Below are 22,273 nucleotides of genomic sequence, written 5' to 3' on the forward strand. Positions count from 1 at the left end.
TAACTATTGGATTCATGACCAAAATCGGCAGATCAACAGCAGGCAAATAACCACTTGACACTTAGAAGGGCAACAAAGGCAGCAATCTGGCATTTATCAAATCTCTATTGCGTTCGGCGGAACGTGATTGGAAATATCTAGATAAAGCGCCAAATATCAAAGTTCCAAAACCAAAGAATAACAGAATTCGCTGGCTTGAGCCACATGAAGCAAAACGTTTGATTGATGAATGCAGTGAGCCTTTAAAGTCTGTCGTTACTTTTGCTTTGGCTACCGGTTTGCGTCGGTCAAATATTGTTAATCTTGAATGGTCGCAGATAGACATGCAAAGAAAAGTTGCCTGGATACATCCAGATCAAACCAAATCAGGGAAAGCATTAGGTGTTGCGCTGAACGAAACGGCTTGTCGAACTCTTAGGCAGCAGATAGGGAATCACCATAAGTATGTGTTTGTTCACACTAAGGCAAAGAACAGATCGGATGGAACCATGACACCAACAGTGAGAAAAATGCGAGTGGATTCTAACACATCATTCAGAACGGCATTGAAAAGGGCAGGGATAGACAATTTTCGCTTTCATGATTTGCGTCACACCTGGGCGAGTTGGTTAATTCAAAAGGGAACGCCGTTATCGGTGTTACAGGAAATGGGCGGTTGGGAGTCAATTGAGATGGTGCGTCGATATGCGCATCTAGCACCTTCCCACTTGACGGAGCATGCAAAACAAATTGATGCTCTATTTTACGATGAGGTCCCAAATATGTCCCACTCACATCTCTCAGTGGTGGGGAATACTGAGTAACTCATTGTTTTATATGGTGCCGGCTACCGGAGTCGAACTGGTGACCTACTGATTACAAGTCAGTTGCTCTACCAACTGAGCTAAGCCGGCGAAATTTGGCGGAAGGATAGAGATTCGAACTCTAGGATGGTTTCCCATCGGCGGTTTTCAAGACCGCTGCCTTCGACCGCTCGGCCATCCTTCCATGGCGCGAGATTATGCCTATATCTCTGGTATGTGTCTAGCCCTTAAAAAGAAAAAATTATGATTTTTTTACTGCTTGCTCAATCTTCGAACGCTAATGGCCTTTTTATCCGCTAACCTGCTAGTATTATCACAGTTCAATAAATTAGTTAACTTCGAATTGATTTAAGATTAACCACAATTATATCCACATTAAAGGCAGCCATCCAAAGAATGTATAAACAAGCATCTATTAAGCCATCTGTCATTCCCCGTTTTTACGCGCTGTTTATTATTTTGCTTTTTACTTCTCTATTTTTATTCGGGTATAACTATTTTGATAGTTGGCTGACGGAGAAAAAATATGCTATCAGTAGTGTAACGGCCAAGATGCGATTGCAGATCGAAGATTATCGTTATCATGCTGGTCGTATCTTCGAACAGTCTAATAATCAGCCATCCTCCTCACAGGAGGTTGCTTCACCGTTAGAATTGCGCCCCAATATTTATTGGCTGGAAAGTCATAACAAAAATATCGATGCAATTGTTTTTGGTCGCTACAACGATTCAAGTGTTCAACTGGCTCAGAGGTTATCTAACTATCTTGAAATTCTCTGGGGATCACGTAATGAATATGAATCCATGTATTATCTCAATGGGAAGGATAACAACTTACTATTGGTGACTACACATCCTATTTTAAAACCGGAAATCAGGTTCAAAGAAAGTTATCTGACTTTAACTTCTGACATTAAGCGTTCTGAAATGTTGGCACAATCAATAACATTGGATGAAAAGGAAAGTATTTCTTCCATTCACGTATTACGTGGTGAGAATGTTTATTACTATACTTATAAAGCTGTGTTCAATTCACCAGGACAATTAACTACGGTTATTGCCTTTGATTTACCTATTAATAATCTTTTGTCGGTTGATATGTTGCCAGCAAATTTTCGGTTGTATCCGAATAACGAATATGAGATTGAGAAGACGGATAAAGTTGATGTTTCGTTAACCGGTTTTTGGCTGGAATTTTCTCAACCACTTAATATTATGCAGTATAAATTGGTATATCAGGTTCCTCTAAAAGCACTTATTGTGGATTTCTTGATCAGAAATATTTGGTTATTACTCTCGATATTGATTTTCTTACTATTTTCATTCAGTGGATTACTTTATATCCGTCGTCGATATATCACGCCTAATGCATCAATGGATCAAGAGCTAAAAATCAAAGATTCTCTGGGGAATGATATTATTTCTAATATTCCTATTGGATTATTAGTTTACGATTTTATGTCAAATCGGTTGATCAGTAGTAATAAGATTGCAGAGAAACTGATGCCTTATCTTGACTTGGACAAAGTTAAAGTCATGGCAGAACAACATAATGGCGTCATTCAGACATCTATTGAAGATGCGGTTTACGAAGTAAAAATGTATAGCAGTCATTTATTGCCAGAAACTTATCTATTCTTATTGCAGGATAGAGATCAAGAAGTAATGTTCAATAAGCGGTTACAACTTGCTCAGCGAGAATATGATAAAAATGTGTACGCCAGACGTTCAATGTTGCAGAATATTAATTCTGAAATAAAAAAGCCGATTCAAGAGTTGAGTGATATAGCTATTCAATTGAAAAATATATCACAAGATGAAAATAAGTATGGCTTACTGGATAAGTTACTGCTTAAATCAGAATTCATCACAGAGTGGATTGAAAATATTTCTTTGCTCAGTGAGTTAGAATCTGGTGACTGGCAACCCACTAATGAAGTATTTTCTTTATCTTCACAATTGGAGAATATATTGAAATTATCGCTGCCAACACTAAACTCTAAAGGTTTGAGGATTTATTATCATTTTAATATTTCTCATGAGTCAGTGTTTTCTGGCGACGGAATAGCATTAAATAAAATAGTTTTGCTATTATTAAATTATGCTATCACGACAACCAGTTATGGTAAAATATCTCTTATTGTCAATAGTTCTGGTAAGTACGATAATCATATACAAATTGAGTTAATTGACAGTGGTTCGGGTCTTAGTAATAAAGAACTTGACAATTTAAATTATCCTTTCTTGAATAAATTGGCAGAAGATAAATATTATACAAACTCTGGATTAGTTTTTTATTTATGTAACCAATTGTGCCAAAAAATGGGTGGGAGTTTTGAAATTAAAAGTAAGCAGGGATTAGGGACACATTATATTGTTAGTTTACCTCTTCCTCAATACGGTGAACATGCTGAAACCCCTCAGCTATTGGAAGGTGTTATAGCACTAATCGATATCAGCAATCCCGAAATTAAAAAAATAATCCATAATCATCTTGATAATTATGGTGCAATATATTCTGACAAGAGTATAGAGAGTGTTACGGAAGAATACGATATCATTCTTACTGACAAACAGTACAAAGTAGAAAAGCCAACTATATTATTAGTAGGTAATTTGATAGGGTTTAAGAAGATGAGACCTAGTTTGGTTCAGTGTAATTACAATTTTGCGGGTGCTGTTATCAATGCGATATCGTTACTGATTGAAGAAGATTTCAGTTTAGTTGAATCCGAAGAGGTTTACGGGAGTCCGGAACAAGAATGTGATCTTGTTGAGAATGTCGATAGTAATATTTGTAATACCCTCAAAAGTTATCAAACACAGTTAGTAGGCAGTAATTATAGGAAATTATTTGTAGAGACAGTACCGATGGATATTACTAAACTGTATACTGATATGGAACAATATGACTTGATATCACTTTCGCAAACGGTACACCGCCTTAAGGGTGCGTTTGCTATGTTAGACTTTAAATTGCTCAAATCATCCTGTGAGGCGTTGGAACAACACATAGCAGACAATAATGAAGTAGAAATCAAAAGTAGCATCAGCCGTATTGATTCCTTTGTCACAAAGCTGTTGCAGCCAAGGTAACCAATAATATGAATAACCTTAATGTCATTATTGCTGATGACCATCCCATTGTTTTATTTGGCATCCGCAAGTCACTTGAACAAATTGAGTGGATTAATGTTGTCGGTGAGTTTGAAAATTCGACTACACTGATTAATAGTTTGCCACATATAGAAGCAGATGTTCTCATAACGGATTTGTCAATGCCCGGCGACAAATATGGTGATGGCATCACCCTGATAAAATATATTAAACGCCATTATCCGACACTGGCTATCATCGTTCTTACGATGAATAATAATCCGGCTATTTTAAGTGCAGTACTTGAACTTGATATTGAGGGGATTGTGTTAAAGCAGGGAGCACCAACAGATTTACCTAAGGCACTTACTGCACTGCAAAAAGGGAAGAAATTTACACCTGAAAGTGTTTCCAAATTGTTGGAGAAAGTTAATGCTAACGGTTATGGAGATAAACGTTTATCCCCGAAAGAGAGTGAAGTGCTGCGTTTATTTGCTGAAGGCCTTCTCGTTACAGATATTGCTAAGAAGCTTAATCGCAGTATAAAAACCATTAGTAGCCAGAAAAAATCAGCGATGATCAAACTGGGAGTTGATAACGATATTGCATTACTTAATTATTTATCTTCAGTCACTATTGATAATGATGTGATTAAATAACCAATAGTTATCTTTTCTGAGTGTAAGATCGGTGATTAAGATTACCGATCTTATATTATAAAATAAGCACTATTATCTAATCCAATTGGTTATAGAATTTAGAGACTCTTTTCCTTGTTGATGAACTACAGCTTGGTATCTTTCAGGTAAATATTCTATTAATGTATCCTTCAGTTTTGTTAGGGATACAGGTTTCAATAGACAATAATCCATACCGACATCCACACAATGTTGTCTTTCTTCCGCCATTGCATTAGCTGTGACACCAATAATTGGTTTATTATACCCTTTATTTCTTAAGTATTTTGTGAATTCATATCCATCCATATTTGGCATATTAACATCTGTCAGAATAATATCAGTTGTATTATTTTCCAGATGTTCAATCGCATCAATACCATCATTGGCCATTTCTGTTTTGAATCCTAGTGAATTTAATTGTTCGACCAATAAATGACGATTGATGGGATGATCATCAACAACTAAGACTTTAATTGAATTTAATCTATCATCTGTTTTGATAGAGTTTGTCGAAACGGTGGGTTGGAGTGAATGATTATTATTGGATAATAAATCATCAATAAAATAAACAAGATCACTGATTTGGTAAGTGTTATGTAACCAGTAGTTACTTTGAATTTTTTCTGGTGAACCAATATGGCTCTCTGATATTTCAATAAAATCACGAACGACAAGATCCAGTTCAATAGGCTGGTCACTGATTAATAATTCAGTACCGTCGATTTGACTTTCATTAAACGTAGTAATTTGAAAGTGTGCTCTTGTCAGAAGATTATATAGGTATTCTTCTAAACAATCATTACGAACAGCCAATATAATTTTCTGTTGAGTATGGTTTGGAGAAAATGTGTTAGCATGATATTTTTCCTTATCGTATTTTGCATTATATAAAGGAAGCCGGATAGAAAAAATGCTACCAACGTATTGTTGGGATACAAATTCAATATCACCATCCATCAGATTAATTAGTTTTTCACAAATCGCTAAACCTAGCCCTGTACCTTGTGATGCATTCTCTTTATTGGCACTGGTCTGAAAAAATGGTTCGAACAATTGCTCTTGTAATTTATGTTCGATTCCTAATCCTGTATCTTTAATACTGATATACAGATAACCATGTCTCACTGTAATGGATATGGTAATACAGCCAGTTTCTGTAAACTTAATGGCATTATTTAGTAGATTAGAAATAATTTGTTGTAATCTTACCGGGTCGTTATTCATATAATCAGGAACATCTGGATCGATGTAACAGTAGAATCCCAGATTTTTTTTCGTTATAAGAGGAAGATAGTTTGAGATTACATGCGATACGACCTCTTTACAGCTAAACTCTTTAACATCAATTTTAAGTTGGTTAGATTCTATTTTAGAAAAATCGAGAATATCGCTAATGATTTTCAACAAGAGTGATGAGGAGTTATTCATTGTTGATAATAAGCGCGCAGCTTCTGATGCTAATGGATAAGATTGCAATAATTCCAGATTTCCAATGATGCCATATAGTGGTGTTCTCAATTCATGGCTAACGGTTGCCAGAAACATTGATTTTGCCTGGTTGGCTTGTTCTGCGGCTGAAGCCATTTCTTGGAGTGATTTTTCCATCTTAGCCCGGGTACTGATATCAACCAGAACACAGATTGCCACTTCCTCATTGCGATAGCGCGAATGTACGAAGCTAATTTGTAGATGATTATTATTACTAGTAACAATATCAATATAGCTGCTGGTTTTATCACAAATGATATCAATGATACGTTTTTGATCTTCGAGCGTCAGCATTCGAGTATAGTTATGCGCAAGTTCATTACTCAGGATATTAGCACCATCACTGATCCGTAAAATACTAATGCCAACAGGAGCAGAGGCAACGATTTTATGGTTGAATTGTTCGTGTTCTTCAAGGCGAAGAGCATTATTTTCAGCAGGAGAAAACATTTTACGTTCGAACAACCAAATGAAAGAAAAGATCAGAATTGCAGAGATAGTATTTAAGACAAGGCTGTTAATAATTTTTAACTTGAACTCATCAAAAATATTTTTTAGAGGCAAGGAATAAATAATACTGAATGATGATGGAGCCAAACGCCTCTTTAACACTAAGTGACTATAATCTTCATCATAGCCAAAGTAAGGGATCTGCATATTGTAACTTACGGGATAAGATTTATTATCATTTTTAAAAGGATAATATAACACAGGCTTATTATGCTGATTAAGTAATGTTATTGTTGCATCTGTATTAGGTCTTTGTAAAAAGTTTTCCAGCTTGATAGCTTGTTCGACACCTATCATTGCAACCATTTTTCCATTGCTATAAATAGGGGAAAGAATATAAAAGCTACCTCTGTCTGGGGTTGTACCCATCGCAAGCCAATAGATATTCTGTTCTTTTCCCTGTTGTTGCAGGAATACTAACTGGCGGTAATTTTCATAAACCATCTTTTTTAGTGTATCAGGCTCTGTTATCGCACCACGAATTGGAAAATTCACCATGCACATACTTTGGACGTCTACCAAAAAAATTTGATTTACTCCCTGTGGCATCACAACATTATTTTTCCAGAAAAAAAACAGATCATTTAACCCATGTAAATAATTATAAGGTTTATTACGTAGTAGTTCACAATTTGAGTTCATATTCAGAGGCGTATACAAAAATTGTGAGTTATTATATGGTGGATTAATAGTCAGAGTTTTTTTATTCTCTTCTGATAAATATTTCTCTGCCATATATTGAAGGTCGTGTAAGGTATTAGTCGTTTCCCGTATGTAAGAGAACATTATATCGTAGTCAGAATTATATTCTTGACGGATGTCTGATTTAGCTTTATTAAAAAGATTTGCCAGATAAAAACTGGTTAATAAGGCACCTAATGCCCATAACATAACACCAAGCACCCGAAAAAGGTAACGGGATATCTTTAGTGATGTTCGGAATGAAGATAGATATCTCAAGAGGTCGCCTGATAAAAAACGTGATTAATAATAACTGTTAACAGCATATACTAGTGTAGCAGGGAATACAAAGCAGCATTTTTTACCTGGCATTCTTTGAAAAAATGGCACAAAAAAGCAGGCATTTTGATGCCTGCTTTTTTAATACTTTGTGGATTTTTCAGATTTGCAGCTTTATTGGCTGCAATCCGAAATTTATTGAGTATAATTTTATGGATGAATCAGGAAAAGGTGAATATTATTCCTGACCTTCTGATTCATTACTTCCTTCATCAATGGAAGAGGCTGTTATATTGCCATCCTCTTCATCATCAGGTTCAGCAACCCGCTGCAAACCCACGACTTTTTCATCATCTGCCGTGCGGATCAAGATGACCCCTTGAGTATTACGTCCGACAGTACTGACTTCAGAAACACGAGTACGCACCAGTGTTCCCGCATCAGTAATCATCATGATTTGGTCAGTTGGTTCAACCTGAATTGCGCCAATCACGTTACCGTTACGTTCACTGACTTTGATGGAAATAACGCCTTGGGTTGCACGAGACTTCGTTGGGTACTCTTTTTGGGCAGTACGTTTTCCATAACCATTTTCGGTGACTGTCAGGATTTGACCTTCTCCACGAGGGATGATCAAGGAAACAACTTTATCTCCTTCCGCCAGTTTGATACCACGGACCCCGGTTGCAGTACGCCCCATGGCACGAACGCCTTTCATCCGAACCGTACCATCTTCCAGTGTCTCTTCCTCTTCTTCAAGGAAGCGGACAACTTTACCCTGTGCAGAGAATAGCATAACTTCGTTGCTGCCATCAGTGAGGTCAACGCCGATCAGCTCATCTCCTTCATTCAGATTAACGGCAATGATACCGGCACTACGCGGACGACTGAACTCGCTGAGTTTAGTCTTCTTGACAACTCCACTTGCCGTCGCCATGAATATGTTTAATCCTTCTTCATATTCACGAACAGGCAGAATGGCCGTAATACGTTCGTCTTGTTCCAATGGCAGCAGGTTAACTATAGGTCGGCCACGGGCACCACGGCTGGTTTCTGGCAGTTGATAAACTTTCAGCCAGTACATTTTGCCTTTATTGGAGAAGCAAAGAATAGTGTCGTGGGTATTGGCGACCAACAGACGTTCAATAAAATCCTCTTCTTTGATACGCGCTGCTGATTTACCTTTACCGCCACGGCGTTGTGCTTCGTAATCAGACAATGGCTGGTATTTCACGTAACCCTGATGGGATAGTGTTACCACAACATCTTCCTGATTGATCAGGTCTTCGATATTGATATCTGCGGAATTCTCAGTCAATTCAGTACGACGTTTATCTTTGTACTGTTCTTTGATAGCAAGTAACTCTTCCCGAATGACTTCCAGCAAACGTTCCGGGCTTTCCAGAATGAACAATAGTTCAGCAATGACTTTCAACAGTTCACGATATTCGTCGAGCAGTTTTTCATGCTCCAGGCCTGTTAATTTCTGTAAACGCAGATCCAAAATGGCCTGTGCCTGCTGTTCGGTCAGATAATACTTACCGTTATGAATACCAAATTCTGATTCCAACCATTCAGGACGTGCAGCATTATCACCAGCCTGCGCCAGCATTGCTGCGACATTGCCTAATTCCCATGCTTGAGAAATGAGGCTTGCTTTAGCTTCAGCAGGCGTTGGAGCCTGACGGATCAGTTCGATCACAGGATCGATATTCGCCAGTGCAATAGCCAGAGCCTCAAGGATATGAGCGCGGTCGCGCGCTTTACGCAATTCAAAAATTGTTCTGCGAGTGACAACTTCGCGGCGGTGGCTGACAAATGCAGAAAGAATATCTTTCAAGTTAAGTAGCTTAGGTTGTCCTTGATGTAGAGCAACCATATTGATACCGAATGAAACCTGCAATTGGGTGAGTGAATACAAGTTATTCAGGACAACCTCACCAACAGCATCGCGTTTCACTTCGATAACGATACGCATACCATCTTTATCGGATTCGTCACGTAATGCACTGATCCCTTCAATACGCTTTTCCTTCACCAGTTCAGCGATTTTTTCGATCAGGCGCGCTTTATTTACTTGATAAGGGATTTCACTGACGATAATGGTTTCACGGCCATTTTTTTCATCAGTCTCTATTTCTGCACGAGCCCGGATATAAATTTTACCGCGACCAGTACGGTAGGCTTCCTGAATACCGCGCCGTCCATTAATAATGGCCGCTGTTGGGAAATCAGGCCCAGGGATATATTCCATCAGGCCTTCAATACTGATGTTTTCATCATCAATATAGGCCAGACAGCCATCAATTACCTCAGATATATTATGAGGTGGAATATTAGTCGCCATGCCGACCGCTATCCCTGATGAACCGTTCACAAGTAAGTTAGGAATACGGGTTGGCATTACATCGGGAATTTGCTCTGTACCATCGTAGTTAGGCACAAAATCAACAGTTTCTTTTTCTAAGTCTGCCAGCAATTCATGGGCTACTTTTGCCATACGTACTTCGGTATAACGCATCGCAGCCGCAGAATCACCATCAACTGACCCGAAGTTTCCCTGGCCGTCAACCAGCATGTAACGCATGGAGAATGGCTGTGCCAGACGTACAATCGTGTCATAAACAGCGGTGTCGCCATGTGGATGGTATTTACCAATCACATCCCCAACAACGCGGGCAGATTTTTTATAGGGTTTATTCCAATCATTTCCCAATACATTCATCGCAAAAAGTACACGGCGATGTACTGGCTTCAGTCCATCTCGAACATCTGGCAGTGCACGTCCAACAATAACGGACATCGCATAATCCAGATACGAGCTTTTCAGCTCTTCTTCGATATTGACCGGGGTGATTTCTCTGGCAATGTCGCTCATGGAGCCACTGTCCCTCATACTCCGAATTCAAAGGCTTAGAATTATACCACAAATTGACAGTTTTATAAAAACCAGATGCGGGTATTTCAGGATTAAGATGTGTATAATAGTTTCTTATCACACATCCCCATAATACTGTTACATTTTCTGTGAACCAGCCTCTAGGAGCGATATTGCTGATGAACGCTAAAACCCCCGATTCACTCATTCAATCACACGCCAATGTGGATCAACAGGAAATCGAAAAATTTGAAGCCGTTGCTTCTCGATGGTGGGATCTTGACGGCGAATTTAAACCATTGCATCGCATTAATCCATTGCGTTTGAACTACATTCTGCAACGAGCAGAGGGTCTTTTCGGTAAGAAAGTATTAGATGTTGGATGCGGTGGTGGGATCCTATCGGAAAGTATGGCTTGTGAAGGTGCGGATGTGACCGGTTTGGACATGGGGTTTGAGCCACTACAAGTTGCCCGGCTGCATGCGTTGGAATCTGGTATATCAGTTAAATATGTGCAGGAAACGGTAGAAAGCCATGCTGAGCAACATCCACATTCCTATGATGTAGTAACCTGCATGGAAATGCTTGAGCATGTACCAGATCCAGAATCTGTTGTTCGTGCGTGTGCCAAGTTAGTTAAACCTGATGGTCATGTCTTTTTTTCAACCATTAACCGCAATCGAAAAGCTTGGTTAATTGCTGTCATCGGTGCAGAGTATATTTTAAATATGGTGCCAAGAGGGACGCACGATGCGAAAAAATTTATTCGCCCTTCAGAGCTGATTGGCTGGCTGGATAAAACCTCGCTGAAAGATCAACATATTATCGGGTTACATTACAATCCGTTAACAGATAAATTCCGCCTTGGACACAATGTGGATGTGAACTACATGCTTCATACCCGATCAGCCTAACAGAATCAATTAAGGGATTAATAAAGCAACAAATAGATCTTATTTTTAAGATTTTATTTTGAGGTTTTCGCCGATAGATTTGCGAAAGTAACATCAAGTAACTACGCAGGTTATCGGCTTTTCGGCAAAATTAATCCTCAAGTTATCCACAAAACTTCCTGATCTTGTGCACTTGATAAAACGCGAAATTAACATTATCTTGTTATTACAGTTTTATTCACCCCCTATATATTGTGTTTCTGGACGTTTCACTGCTACTAGCTCCCAACGGATTTTCAGTCATCTTGAGGGCCTCGTGCTATCAACGATCAGGAAAGGCAATTATAGGTGAAATACGAAAAGAGAAGGTGTATTTCCTCATGAACCAGAGTCTGCTAGTAACCAAGCGTGATGGACATAAAGAACAAATTGATCTTGATAAAATTCACCGGGTTGTCACCTGGGCTGCTGAAGGTCTGAAAAATGTCTCAGTGTCACAAGTAGAACTGCGTTCCCAGATTCAATTTTATGATGGCATTAAGACATCTGATATTCATGAAACCATGATCAAAGCCGCGGCAGACCTGATTTCAAGTGATGCTCCGGATTATCAGTATCTGGCCGCTCGTTTAGCCATTTTTAACCTGCGCAAAAAGGCTTACGGTCAGTTTGAGCCACCTGCGTTATACGACCATGTTGTAAGTATGGTTGAGTTAGGTAAATATGACAAACATTTGCTCGCAGACTACTCCAAAGAAGAATTCGAGCAAATGAACAGTTTTATTGACCATCTGCGTGATATGGATTTTTCCTATGCAGCGGTTAAACAGCTTGAAGGAAAATATCTGGTACAAAACCGTGTAACTGGCGAAATTTATGAAAGCGCTCAGTTCCTATACATTTTAGTTGCGGCATGCCTGTTTTCCACTTATCCGAAAGAAACGCGCCTGGGTTACATTCGCCGTTTCTATGATGCGGTTTCTACTTTTAAAATTTCGTTACCAACACCAATCATGGCAGGGGTCCGTACACCAACCCGCCAATTCAGTTCCTGTGTTCTGATTGAATGTGGCGATAGCCTTGATTCTATCAATGCAACATCCAGTGCGATTGTCAAATATGTTTCTCAACGTGCGGGTATTGGTGTGAATGCTGGTCGTATTCGCGCAATGGGCAGTCCAATCCGTGGTGGAGAAGCTTTCCATACTGGCTGTATTCCATTTTATAAGCATTTCCAGACAGCAGTGAAATCCTGTTCTCAGGGGGGCGTACGTGGTGGTGCTGCGACGTTGTTCTATCCACTGTGGCATCTGGAAGTAGAAAGCTTGTTGGTACTGAAAAACAACCGTGGTGTTGAAGGTAACCGTGTTCGCCATATGGATTATGGTGTGCAGATCAACAAACTCATGTATGAGCGTTTGATCAAAGGGCAGGAAATTTCTCTGTTCAGTCCGTCTGATGTACCTGGCTTGTATGATGCTTTCTTTGCTGATCAGGATGAATTTGAGCGTCTGTATACTCTGTATGAAAATGACAACAATATTCGTAAACAGCGCGTCAAGGCAGTAGATCTGTTCTCTTTGATGATGCAGGAGCGTGCTTCAACTGGACGTATTTATATCCAAAATGTTGACCATTGTAATACACATAGCCCATTTGATCCGGCTATTGCACCTGTTCGTCAATCTAACCTGTGTTTGGAAATTGCACTGCCAACCAAACCATTGAACGATATTAACGATGAAAACGGCGAAATTGCGCTGTGTACGTTGTCTGCTTTCAACCTTGGCGCTATTAAAAATCTGGATGAGTTGGAAGGATTGGCAGATTTGGCTGTCCGTGCACTGGACTCTCTGCTGGATTATCAGGACTATCCGATTGTTGCTGCCAAGCAGGGTTCAATGGGGCGTCGTACACTAGGCATTGGTGTAATTAACTTTGCTTACTATCTGGCGAAAAACGGTGTTCGTTATTCTGACGGTAGTGCCAATAACCTGACTCACAGAACATTTGAAGCCATTCAGTACTATTTGCTGAAAGCTTCTAATACGCTGGCTAAAGAGCAGGGAGCATGTCCGTGGTTTAGTGAAACTACTTATTCGCAGGGTATCCTGCCGATCGATACGTATAAAAAATCACTGGATGCATTAACCAGCGAACCGTTGCATATGAATTGGGAAGCATTACGTAGCGATATTTTGCAATACGGTCTGCGTAACTCAACTTTATCAGCACTGATGCCTTCAGAAACATCCTCGCAGATTTCCAATGCGACCAATGGTATTGAGCCACCGCGAGGCTACGTGAGTGTTAAAGCATCAAAAGATGGTATCTTGCGCCAGGTTGTACCGGAATATAATCGCTTGAAAAGGTCTTACGAATTACTGTGGCAAATGCCTAGCATTGATGGTTATCTGCAATTGGTGGGGATCATGCAGAAATTTATTGATCAATCAATTTCTGCTAATACTAACTATGATCCGGCGCGTTTCCCTAATGGCAAAGTTCCGATGAAACAATTGCTGAAAGATTTACTGCTCGCCTACAAATATGGTGTGAAGACACTGTATTACCACAACACCCGTGATGGTGCGGAAGATGTTCAGGATGATTTGGAAGAAGTTGTTGAATCTGCTGATACCGATTGTGAAGGCGGCGCGTGTAAAATTTGATTTGAGGAAACTATGTCCTATACCACTTTTTCACAAGTAAAAAATGATCAATTACAGGAGCCGATGTTTTTCGGCCAGTCTGTGAACGTAGCGCGTTATGATCAGCAAAAGTATCCTATTTTTGAAAAGCTGATCGAAAAACAGCTCTCGTTTTTCTGGCGCCCAGAAGAAGTTGATGTATCTCGTGACCGCATTGATTTCAATGGGTTGCCAGATCATGAAAAGCATATTTTTATCAGTAACCTGAAATACCAGACATTACTGGATTCTATTCAGGGGCGTAGCCCGAATGTAGCATTTCTACCATTGATTTCAATTCCTGAATTAGAAACGTGGGTTGAAACATGGTCGTTTTCAGAGACAATCCATTCGCGCTCCTATACGCATATTATCCGTAACATTGTTAATGATCCTGCGGTGATATTTGACGATATCGTGGCAAATGAGCAGATCTTGAAGCGTGCGAAAGACATTTCGAAGTATTACGACGATCTGATTGAAATGACCAACTACTATCATCAGTTAGGTGAAGGTACGTATAGCGTTGCTGGTCAAGAAGTAACAGTTAGTTTGCGTGCGCTAAAAAAACAGCTTTATTTGTGTTTGATGAGTGTTAACGCATTGGAAGCCATTCGTTTCTATGTCAGCTTTGCATGTTCATTTGCTTTTGCTGAACGTGAATTGATGGAAGGAAATGCGAAGATAATTAAATTAATCGCCCGTGATGAAGCCTTGCATTTGACAGGTACTCAGCACATGTTGAACTTGCTGCGTTCTGGTCAGGATGATCCTGAAATGGCAGAAATTGCGCAAGAATGTGAACAGCAATGTTATGACTTGTTTGTGCAGGCGGCAGAGCAGGAGAAAGAGTGGGCGGATTATCTTTTCAAAGATGGCTCCATGATTGGTCTGAATAAAGATATTTTGTGCCAGTATGTTGAATATATTACCAATATTCGCATGCAGGCTGTGGGCTTAAAGTTGCCATTTGAAACACGCTCGAATCCAATTCCTTGGATTAATTCGTGGTTGGTTTCTGATAACGTTCAGGTGGCTCCACAGGAAGTCGAAGTCAGCTCTTATTTGGTCGGTCAGATTGATTCGGAAGTCAATACTGAGGATCTCAGCGGTTTCGAACTCTGATATGGCTGATTACAAAGTTACCCTGCCGTCCGGGCAGGGATTATCTCTCTATTATTCTTCCAGTTTACACAGTAATTTGTTGGAAGCGTTAGAACAAGGCAAAGTTCAGACTGAATATCAGTGCCGTGAGGGGTACTGTGGTTCCTGTCGGGTAAGACTAGTGAAAGGGAAGGTAGGGTATCCTTGTAAGCCGTTGGCATTCGTTAATGATGGTGAAATCTTACCTTGTAGTTGCTATCCCCTTTCTGATATCGAAATTGAGCTGTAATTCATCGTTGGATGACAATTATTACCCAACGGACAGGATTATTGCTCCTTTCTGCTTTGTAATATCAAGCCTGTTTTTAATTGTGAACATATCAGAGGGATAAGTTGATATGTTCACTTATTTATTCTTTTATCTTTCTGATCTAATAAGAAAAAAATTGAGTGGTTACCCACTCAGAACATCAATTTTTTCATAATTTTAATTTGCTTTTTTATTGATTCTTCCTACCTGATCTGGTATCAAGTATATAATTATCTATATACCTTTGGACTCATTCCTTTGCTGCTGTATTACCTCTTGAATCCCCTGTTGTATATATCAGAAAAGTGATTTTCACTATTTTAGTGAATATTGACTGAATATAAGTATGTTATAGATTTTAAATAGCTATTTATAGAAATTCTGGAAAATAAAAGATAAATATAATTTACTCAATATAATCTATAAGATAAGCTAAAAAAATGTAAGGAGCATAACTATGTATAAAATTGATTATAATTCGTACCGTTCAATTAAAGGTTTTAACCGACGTCCTCGATTTTTAGTGATACATTATACTGCCTTAAATTTCAAGAAATCTATTGAGGCATTAACAGGAGAATCAGTTAGTGTGCATTATTTAGTACCTAACCCAGATGATCAAACATATAAAGAAGCAGGGTTCAAGGGAATACGTATATTTAATTTGGTTGATGAAATTGAAAGAGCCTGGCATGCGGGAATTAGTAGCTGGTCAGGCCGAAACAATTTGAATGATACAGCTATTGGTATTGAAGTTGTTAATGAAGCCAGTGATGATTGCGGTGTCATGACCTTCCCACCATATCATCCGGATCAGGTGAATGCAATTAAAGAGCTGGCAATTAATATACTGCAACGATATCCAGATATTACTCCAACTCACATTATCGGGCATTCTGATATTGCTGTGGGTAGGAAAAGTGATCCAGGCCCTGCTTTTCCCTGGAAAGAATTATATGAAGCAGGGGTTGGTGCATGGTATGACGAAGAGACTAAACAAAAATATATTGAAGAGTTTGAGCAATCTTTCCCAGGGAAAGATCAGATTTTAAAGAAATTCAGCCAGTATGGTTATGATATTTCTGGAGCAAATGAAAATGATGGATATCAAAGCTTGGTTAAAGCATTTCAAATGCACTTCCGTCAATCAAACTATGATGGGAGCCCAGATATAGAAACTATCGCAATTATATATGCTCTAGTTGAGAAATATTTCAATAAGGAATAGTAATACATATTATTATTGGTGGGGGAGGATAAGACTATATCTAACCAGCTAAAATATAAATAATAACTATAATTAACACCCTGATAATTAGCCTTTGTTAAATACATTCTCGATGAGTTTTAAGGTGCAGCTAATGGTAAATGAATGGCTCTGAAAGAATGTAGATAATTATATGACCGAGGAAGAGCGGTAAAGAGTAAGTAGTGAAGCCAGTAAAGCGATAAACTGGAAAATAGAAAAGATAAGTGTTTTACAGTGTATTATCAGGGGATTTTTTTGTTAGTATTTATTAATTAAAAGAAGTTATATTTTTCCTATGAAATTAAACTGAATAGTGATATTAAGATGATTAAATTTTCATTTAAATTACAGAGTCTCGGTAAGTTTAATTTTTTTACTAAATTTTATTGTATAAGATGGGTTGGTTTGTAAAATAAGATTTATCTCAGGTGAAATTTTCTACCTTAATCACATATATTACTGTATTTTATTGTATAAAAGTGGTAGTTAGAATATTTTATAAGCGATAATTAATTGTATTATTATGCTTTTTGAAGGGAGATAATTTCACTATTTTTTTTCTTAGACAGTTTGTTTGAAGTTAAAATTATTTTTTTCAATCTATTATATTTTTCTGGTGATTTGGTTTCTACCTTGCTCTTTGATGAATGTTCATCTAATCTAAATGTTTTCCATTAGGTAACTTATATTTGATTAATGGAATAAGTTTTTTTTATCTGTTTTTTGCTATTCATTACAAAGACTGTTTGGTACAAAGATTGTCAGGAGCTTAAAATGGGGAGACTGTTGGCTGTCATTGTTGTTTAATGCCTATAACCCAATTTGGAATATTAAATAAAAAAGAAATTTTAGAGATAGGTGAGAATACCTTAATATACGGTGGAAAAGGTCATGGATTAGGGTATTTTAGGCCAGGTAAAAATGAGTTTTTCATTTCAAAAATAAACATTCCTGGCATAAAAGGTGCTTATATCTTATCTTTAGAATATTGTGTTAAACAGTCGTAAATAATATCAAAAGGATTATTTATACCATAATGATTTATTAAAATATATTATCAAATCTATCAACTTAATTATTTTTATCCTATATCAGTTATACTGACTTCGGCTGGTTGAATCCCTATATTTTTTGAAGGAATATACTCATTTGTTGTTGTATAGTTCAGGATATTTAGGAAATACCAAATAACGAAAGCTCTGTGCAAGTTGGCTAATATCCAGACAAGGTTAATAAAAAAGCCAGTTATTGTGTTTGGACTGGCTTGCCTTCTCTGTGCTAACACAGCTTTTACATAAAGCGTTTTGTTGATAGACGAATGACGACGCAATGTACATTAGTGAAGAAAGATTTTACAGATTTCATGATGATTTTCCTTGAGAATTATAAATTGTGATTTACTTCACGAAAATCTAGATTCTGTGAGGCATTTTATGCTCAAAATGAAAAGAGTCAAGGTATTTATTAAATTATTTTTTTAATTTTTAAAAAAATTTTGAAGTGTTCTTTATTCTATTGAAAATAAAGATATTTTTATTAATTAGGGAAGGGGTGTATAGTCTATCTTCCTGTTTTTTATTGTTCGTATTGTGATATGGCCGTAGGAATTTTTTTGTTGTCTATACTTTGTCCATAGGGTGTGATAATAAGCCACACTAGTGGAGATAGCTTATGGAGATAAGTGAAAATGGCATCAATAAGATAAAAAGTTATGAAGGATTGAGATTAAAAGCATATCCTGATCCTGCTACTGGGGGGAAGCCTTGGACAATTGGTTATGGACACACAAATGGAGTAGAGCCAGGGCAAATGATCACAAAACAACAAGCAGAGGCACTGTTGCGTGAAGATTTAAATCCTATTTATGATGTATTAGGACAATATGTTAAAGTGCCTTTAACACAAGGGCAATTTGATGCTTTATGTTCGCTTATCTTTAACGTGGGAATTGGAAACTTTATTCATTCGACACTATTGAAAAAATTGAATCAAGGTGATTATCAAGAAGCTGCACAGGAATTTCTGAAATGGGATAAAGCTAACGGGAATAAACTATCTGCCTTACTTGCTCGTAGAAAATCTGAACAAGAAATGTTTTTATCATAAATTTCTTACCAAGAATAGCAGACATGATAAATAATGATGTCAACTTTGCAATATAACATTTTATTAACCAACATAATTTATCGATGAATTAACCTGATATTCACTTCAGTCACTAGCATGTGCTGGCAAAATACCAGCACATAATTGCTATTTACCAATATTATTTTATATAAGTATCAATAACTTGATAGAAAGCATTAGCTGTATCATCGATTGTCCAGATACCAAGAATAACATGGTATCCTGAGCGTTCTGGTACTTCACACGTTATATTAACTTCTTTTGATGGGCGTTTTCCATTATCCTCTTGTGAACAAAAAGGGGTGAGATCAAATTGTGCACGAGTAAGAGGCTTATTAGGATCCCAATTAGGTTTAGTAATAAAGAACTGCCATGAAGTTGTGCTATGCTGCGCAGTTAAGTGCCACTTAAATACATTTTCGCCTTTGTTGATAGGGACATGATGCCAACGATTTTTGCTTTGTTCATTGAGTTGCTTAAACTGCCCAACACCTGCACTGGCAACTTGACCATCAGGAGGCCCGGCTTTAGGAAAGCCCTTTGGACCTTCAACAGATTGTGGTTCATACATGACAGGCCCACAATTTTTATTGATACCTTTTTTGCATAGAAGAGCCCTACTTGGAGGGCTCTCTATATATCCATGGCGACTTTGGGTTTCAGCATTAGCAGATAATGGGATTGTACATAAGGCCGTCAATCCCACTAAAAATAATGACTTTTTAATGTTCATGATTGAATTTCCTGTTTTTCCGTACTTGACTGTAAAATAAGTAAATTTACTAATATTTATTATATTAAGTAGATTTTATGAATTTAATTAATCTGACATAATGACATACAAATGTTTATAGTAAAATTATTAAGTTATAAATACTTAAATTATGATAGAAGTATAACAGAAAGAGACTCTAAGTAATTTTATAAGAATCATATGGGAAATGTTTTGACTTATCTATAATATATTTTAATGCGGATAGGTAAAATTTCCTTTCTGAAACAAGGAGGGGGAAAGAGCGGAATAAGAAGAAAATGAGAATACGTGGGGAAATAATTAAAGATTTGATTAAAAACCAGTAAAATAAAATCGGAATAGCAAAATACACAATATAAAAAACGCTTATATTTTCCAGAAATCAATTAAATATGAATTAAGTTGTAATAATAGTGTTGATTTTAGTGCTGATGGCAGGAAATGCTTATTGCCAAAATTCGGCATGATTAATGGGAAAGATTTGGATGAACGATTAATATATATAGAAGATATGAACATAATAGAAAGCCGGATTAGGCCTTCTATTTGTATTTAGATAAATTTTTCTATTCGGTAGAATAATTTTTTTAAAAGCAAATCCCTTAACCTATTAATCTGATAATGAGGTTCTTTTTTCTTTAATAAGTGACGATAGTTCTCTCTGAGCTTTTTTTGTTTAATTCTCTCTTTATGTAAAGTTGAAGAAACACTGTTGGAATCTCCATTAAACACCATGGAAGGTAATAAGCAGTACACGTTAACAATTCTTTGCATTCTAAAAACTCCCCACATATCGCATTCCCATTTTAGTGGAGACATTCTTCTGATTAATTGTCTGGCTGATTTGTTGTTTATTACATAACCATAAGCTCCAGATGCTTCATAAATATAATGAATGTCATATTTTCTTGATTTTAATTTAATATTCTTTATATAACTTTCTGGTGGTGATAGCAGAAAGACATTTGGTTTTCTCACACAGTCAATCAACTTTATTTCGTTTAATGCATTTTTTAGATCTTGAGATAATATTGCATCATCTTCCAGTATTAGTGCATGTTGGATATTCTCATCTACTATTTTCTTATAAATAAGCAAATGACTTAGTGAGCAACCTATTTCTCCTTTGGTTAATTTGCATCCAGGATAATCATATACTATTTCAGAAAGATAAGTATCTGACAAGTCAGAACCGTATACAGCGTCTATAAACTCGATATTTAAATTCAGTCTGTCAGCCTGTTGTTGCATGGCTAATCTACGTTCTGATTCACTCTTCAGATTAATAACGAAAATCTTCATAGCTCACTATCACCATTGATAATATTATTGGTTACATGAATGATACTTTTTTATACCTTATTTAATGCAGAGATAACTCTGTCATAATATTTATCATCATAAAATTCAGTTATGGATTCTTTTATGGTTGAATAATCAGGAAGTTGCTTTCCATTTACAATTGCTTGCAATTTATTAGATAAAGTATCTATATTATTTAAAGGATATAATTCTCCATTTATACCATCTTTAATTATATCAGATGGCCCTGTTTGACAATCAGAGCTAATCACATATATTCCATAGGATATTGCTTCGCATAGCACCATTCCAAAACCTTCATAAGATGAAGTTAGCAATAAACAGGTTACATTTTTAATATTTTCTATTATATATTTCCAGGGATTTTGTTGCCATCCATGCCATTTAATTTTATCCTCAATTTTAAGATTATGTGCTAGCCCTTTTAGTTTATCAATTTCTTGGATATCTCCTGAGCCAACAATATTTAATAACCAATTTCCTTTTATTTTAGAAAGTGAAAAAAATAATTCTTTTAAATTCTTTTGTCCATCGAAATTGATTCTGCCTAAATATAAAAAAGAATATTCATTTTCTGAACGACTGATTATTTCATATTTTGGCGTGATAGGATTATAAATAGTATACACTGTATTGGGCTTGGCTCCCATATCGTAAAGCTGTTTGGTAATTCCTGAGCTTATGGATAAGTGTTTATCTGCTAATAATGTATATTCTATCTTATAGAGTCCATGCAATGTGAAATGGTGCCAAGAAAAAATTTTCGTATTTTTAAAACAAAATCTTCTTGCCCATAGTGATATGTAACATGTTAAAGAATCGTAAGAAATTATGTGTTCCGGTTTATGTTCTGATATTAACTTTGAAAATTCATATGCAAAATGTATTCTTCTTAATTTTGTGTTTCTAATATTCGATTTAATTCGAATGAATTTTTTCTCACCAAGCCATTGATCGTTAGGATTTTTAAAATTATCCTCAAAAAATACGAATAATATATCATAACCATCTTTAGATGATGACATTATTCTATGAAAACTATTGAAAACAGTTTCCATTCCACCGAACCCGCCTACATTATATCCGGTAATAAAAATTTTTTTCGGATTCATTTTCATCTCAACAAGTTAAACATGTACTATTGTAAGGAGTATACATTACTGTGTTTGTAGGTATCTATCCATATTCTGTTCAAACAATCAAATTTGATGCTCCTACTTCATCAACAGAGTAGCTTGGCGTGCTTATTGACTTCATTTTCATTAATGGAATCGGAGATCACCTTATTTCCGATATTCTGTTATGGTACGAAAATTGGTTAGTAAAAGTGAATAATTAGATATTTTTTTAATAAATCCCACCTATAAAAAAACCAACCCTAACAGGTTAATACCGCTCGCTTAAGAAA

At 36.9% G+C, this 22,273-nt stretch carries 14 protein-coding genes, 2 tRNA genes and 1 pseudogene; 10 read left to right on the top strand and 7 right to left on the bottom strand.

The window, feature by feature from the left end:
* Positions 1 to 80: 80 nt before the first annotated feature.
* A pseudogene (locus tag ABLA85_RS16065) lies at positions 81 to 803 on the top strand (site-specific integrase); the annotation flags it as partial.
* A gap of 14 nt (positions 804 to 817) precedes the next feature.
* Here ABLA85_RS16065 and ABLA85_RS16070 read toward each other — a convergent pair.
* Positions 818 to 893, bottom strand: a tRNA-Thr gene (locus ABLA85_RS16070).
* Positions 894 to 899: 6 nt separating this feature from the next.
* Positions 900 to 987, bottom strand: a tRNA-Ser gene (locus ABLA85_RS16075).
* Between the two features lie 212 nt (positions 988 to 1,199).
* Here ABLA85_RS16075 and rcsD point away from each other — a divergent pair.
* Together rcsD and rcsB are read left to right on the top strand one after the other, a co-directional pair.
* A complete protein-coding gene (gene rcsD / locus ABLA85_RS16080; RefSeq protein ID WP_367965385.1) occupies positions 1,200 to 3,899 on the top strand; it encodes a phosphotransferase RcsD in 2,700 nt (899 codons plus the stop codon).
* Positions 3,900 to 3,907: 8 nt separating this feature from the next.
* Positions 3,908 to 4,558 (top strand): response regulator transcription factor RcsB, encoded by a 651-nt coding sequence (gene rcsB / locus ABLA85_RS16085; protein WP_038261116.1) that lies wholly within the window; start codon positions 3,908 to 3,910, stop codon positions 4,556 to 4,558.
* 72 nt (positions 4,559 to 4,630) lie between these two features.
* Here the strand turns inward: rcsB and rcsC are convergent, their stop codons facing one another.
* Complete coding sequence (gene rcsC, locus ABLA85_RS16090; protein ID WP_367965386.1) at positions 4,631 to 7,537, bottom strand: two-component system sensor histidine kinase RcsC; 2,907 nt, start codon at positions 7,535 to 7,537, stop codon at positions 4,631 to 4,633.
* Positions 7,538 to 7,775: 238 nt separating this feature from the next.
* On the bottom strand, positions 7,776 to 10,415 hold the full coding sequence (gene gyrA / locus ABLA85_RS16095; protein WP_367965387.1) for a DNA topoisomerase (ATP-hydrolyzing) subunit A: 2,640 nt from the start codon (positions 10,413 to 10,415) through the stop codon (positions 7,776 to 7,778).
* A 179-nt stretch (positions 10,416 to 10,594) separates the two neighbouring features.
* Between gyrA and ubiG the strand changes: the two genes are divergently transcribed.
* From ubiG to ABLA85_RS16130, 7 genes are all read left to right on the top strand, one after another.
* Positions 10,595 to 11,329 (top strand): bifunctional 2-polyprenyl-6-hydroxyphenol methylase/3-demethylubiquinol 3-O-methyltransferase UbiG, encoded by a 735-nt coding sequence (gene ubiG, locus ABLA85_RS16100; protein WP_367965388.1) that lies wholly within the window; start codon positions 10,595 to 10,597, stop codon positions 11,327 to 11,329.
* 359 nt (positions 11,330 to 11,688) lie between these two features.
* Positions 11,689 to 13,980, top strand: a complete 2,292-nt coding sequence (gene nrdA / locus ABLA85_RS16105; protein WP_367965389.1) for a class 1a ribonucleoside-diphosphate reductase subunit alpha — start codon at positions 11,689 to 11,691, stop codon at positions 13,978 to 13,980.
* 12 nt (positions 13,981 to 13,992) lie between these two features.
* On the top strand, positions 13,993 to 15,123 hold the full coding sequence (gene nrdB, locus ABLA85_RS16110) for a class Ia ribonucleoside-diphosphate reductase subunit beta (protein ID WP_367965390.1): 1,131 nt from the start codon (positions 13,993 to 13,995) through the stop codon (positions 15,121 to 15,123).
* A gap of 1 nt (position 15,124) precedes the next feature.
* The gene (gene yfaE, locus ABLA85_RS16115; protein WP_099135702.1) at positions 15,125 to 15,391 is read left to right on the top strand and encodes a class I ribonucleotide reductase maintenance protein YfaE; all 267 of its coding nucleotides are present in this window, start codon (positions 15,125 to 15,127) and stop codon (positions 15,389 to 15,391) included.
* A 478-nt stretch (positions 15,392 to 15,869) separates the two neighbouring features.
* The gene (locus ABLA85_RS16120) at positions 15,870 to 16,640 is read left to right on the top strand and encodes an N-acetylmuramoyl-L-alanine amidase (protein ID WP_367965391.1); all 771 of its coding nucleotides are present in this window, start codon (positions 15,870 to 15,872) and stop codon (positions 16,638 to 16,640) included.
* 827 nt (positions 16,641 to 17,467) lie between these two features.
* Positions 17,468 to 17,668, top strand: a complete 201-nt coding sequence (locus ABLA85_RS16125; RefSeq protein WP_367965392.1) for a hypothetical protein — start codon at positions 17,468 to 17,470, stop codon at positions 17,666 to 17,668.
* Between the two features lie 664 nt (positions 17,669 to 18,332).
* Complete coding sequence (locus tag ABLA85_RS16130) at positions 18,333 to 18,767, top strand: lysozyme (protein WP_367965393.1); 435 nt, start codon at positions 18,333 to 18,335, stop codon at positions 18,765 to 18,767.
* Positions 18,768 to 18,927: 160 nt separating this feature from the next.
* Here the strand turns inward: ABLA85_RS16130 and ABLA85_RS16135 are convergent, their stop codons facing one another.
* From ABLA85_RS16135 to ABLA85_RS16145, 3 genes are all read right to left on the bottom strand, one after another.
* Positions 18,928 to 19,521, bottom strand: a complete 594-nt coding sequence (locus ABLA85_RS16135) for a lytic polysaccharide monooxygenase (protein ID WP_367965394.1) — start codon at positions 19,519 to 19,521, stop codon at positions 18,928 to 18,930.
* A gap of 573 nt (positions 19,522 to 20,094) precedes the next feature.
* Entirely contained in the window at positions 20,095 to 20,844 is a 750-nt protein-coding gene (locus tag ABLA85_RS16140; protein WP_367965395.1) for a glycosyltransferase family 25 protein, read from the bottom strand.
* A gap of 50 nt (positions 20,845 to 20,894) precedes the next feature.
* Positions 20,895 to 21,977, bottom strand: coding sequence for a glycosyltransferase (locus ABLA85_RS16145; RefSeq protein ID WP_367965396.1), 1,083 nt, complete (start codon positions 21,975 to 21,977; stop codon positions 20,895 to 20,897).
* Between the last annotated feature and the right edge of the window lie 296 nt (positions 21,978 to 22,273).

It is taken from the genome of Xenorhabdus sp. SGI246 (genome assembly GCF_040838225.1).
GTDB lineage: Bacteria > Pseudomonadota > Gammaproteobacteria > Enterobacterales > Enterobacteriaceae > Xenorhabdus > Xenorhabdus indica.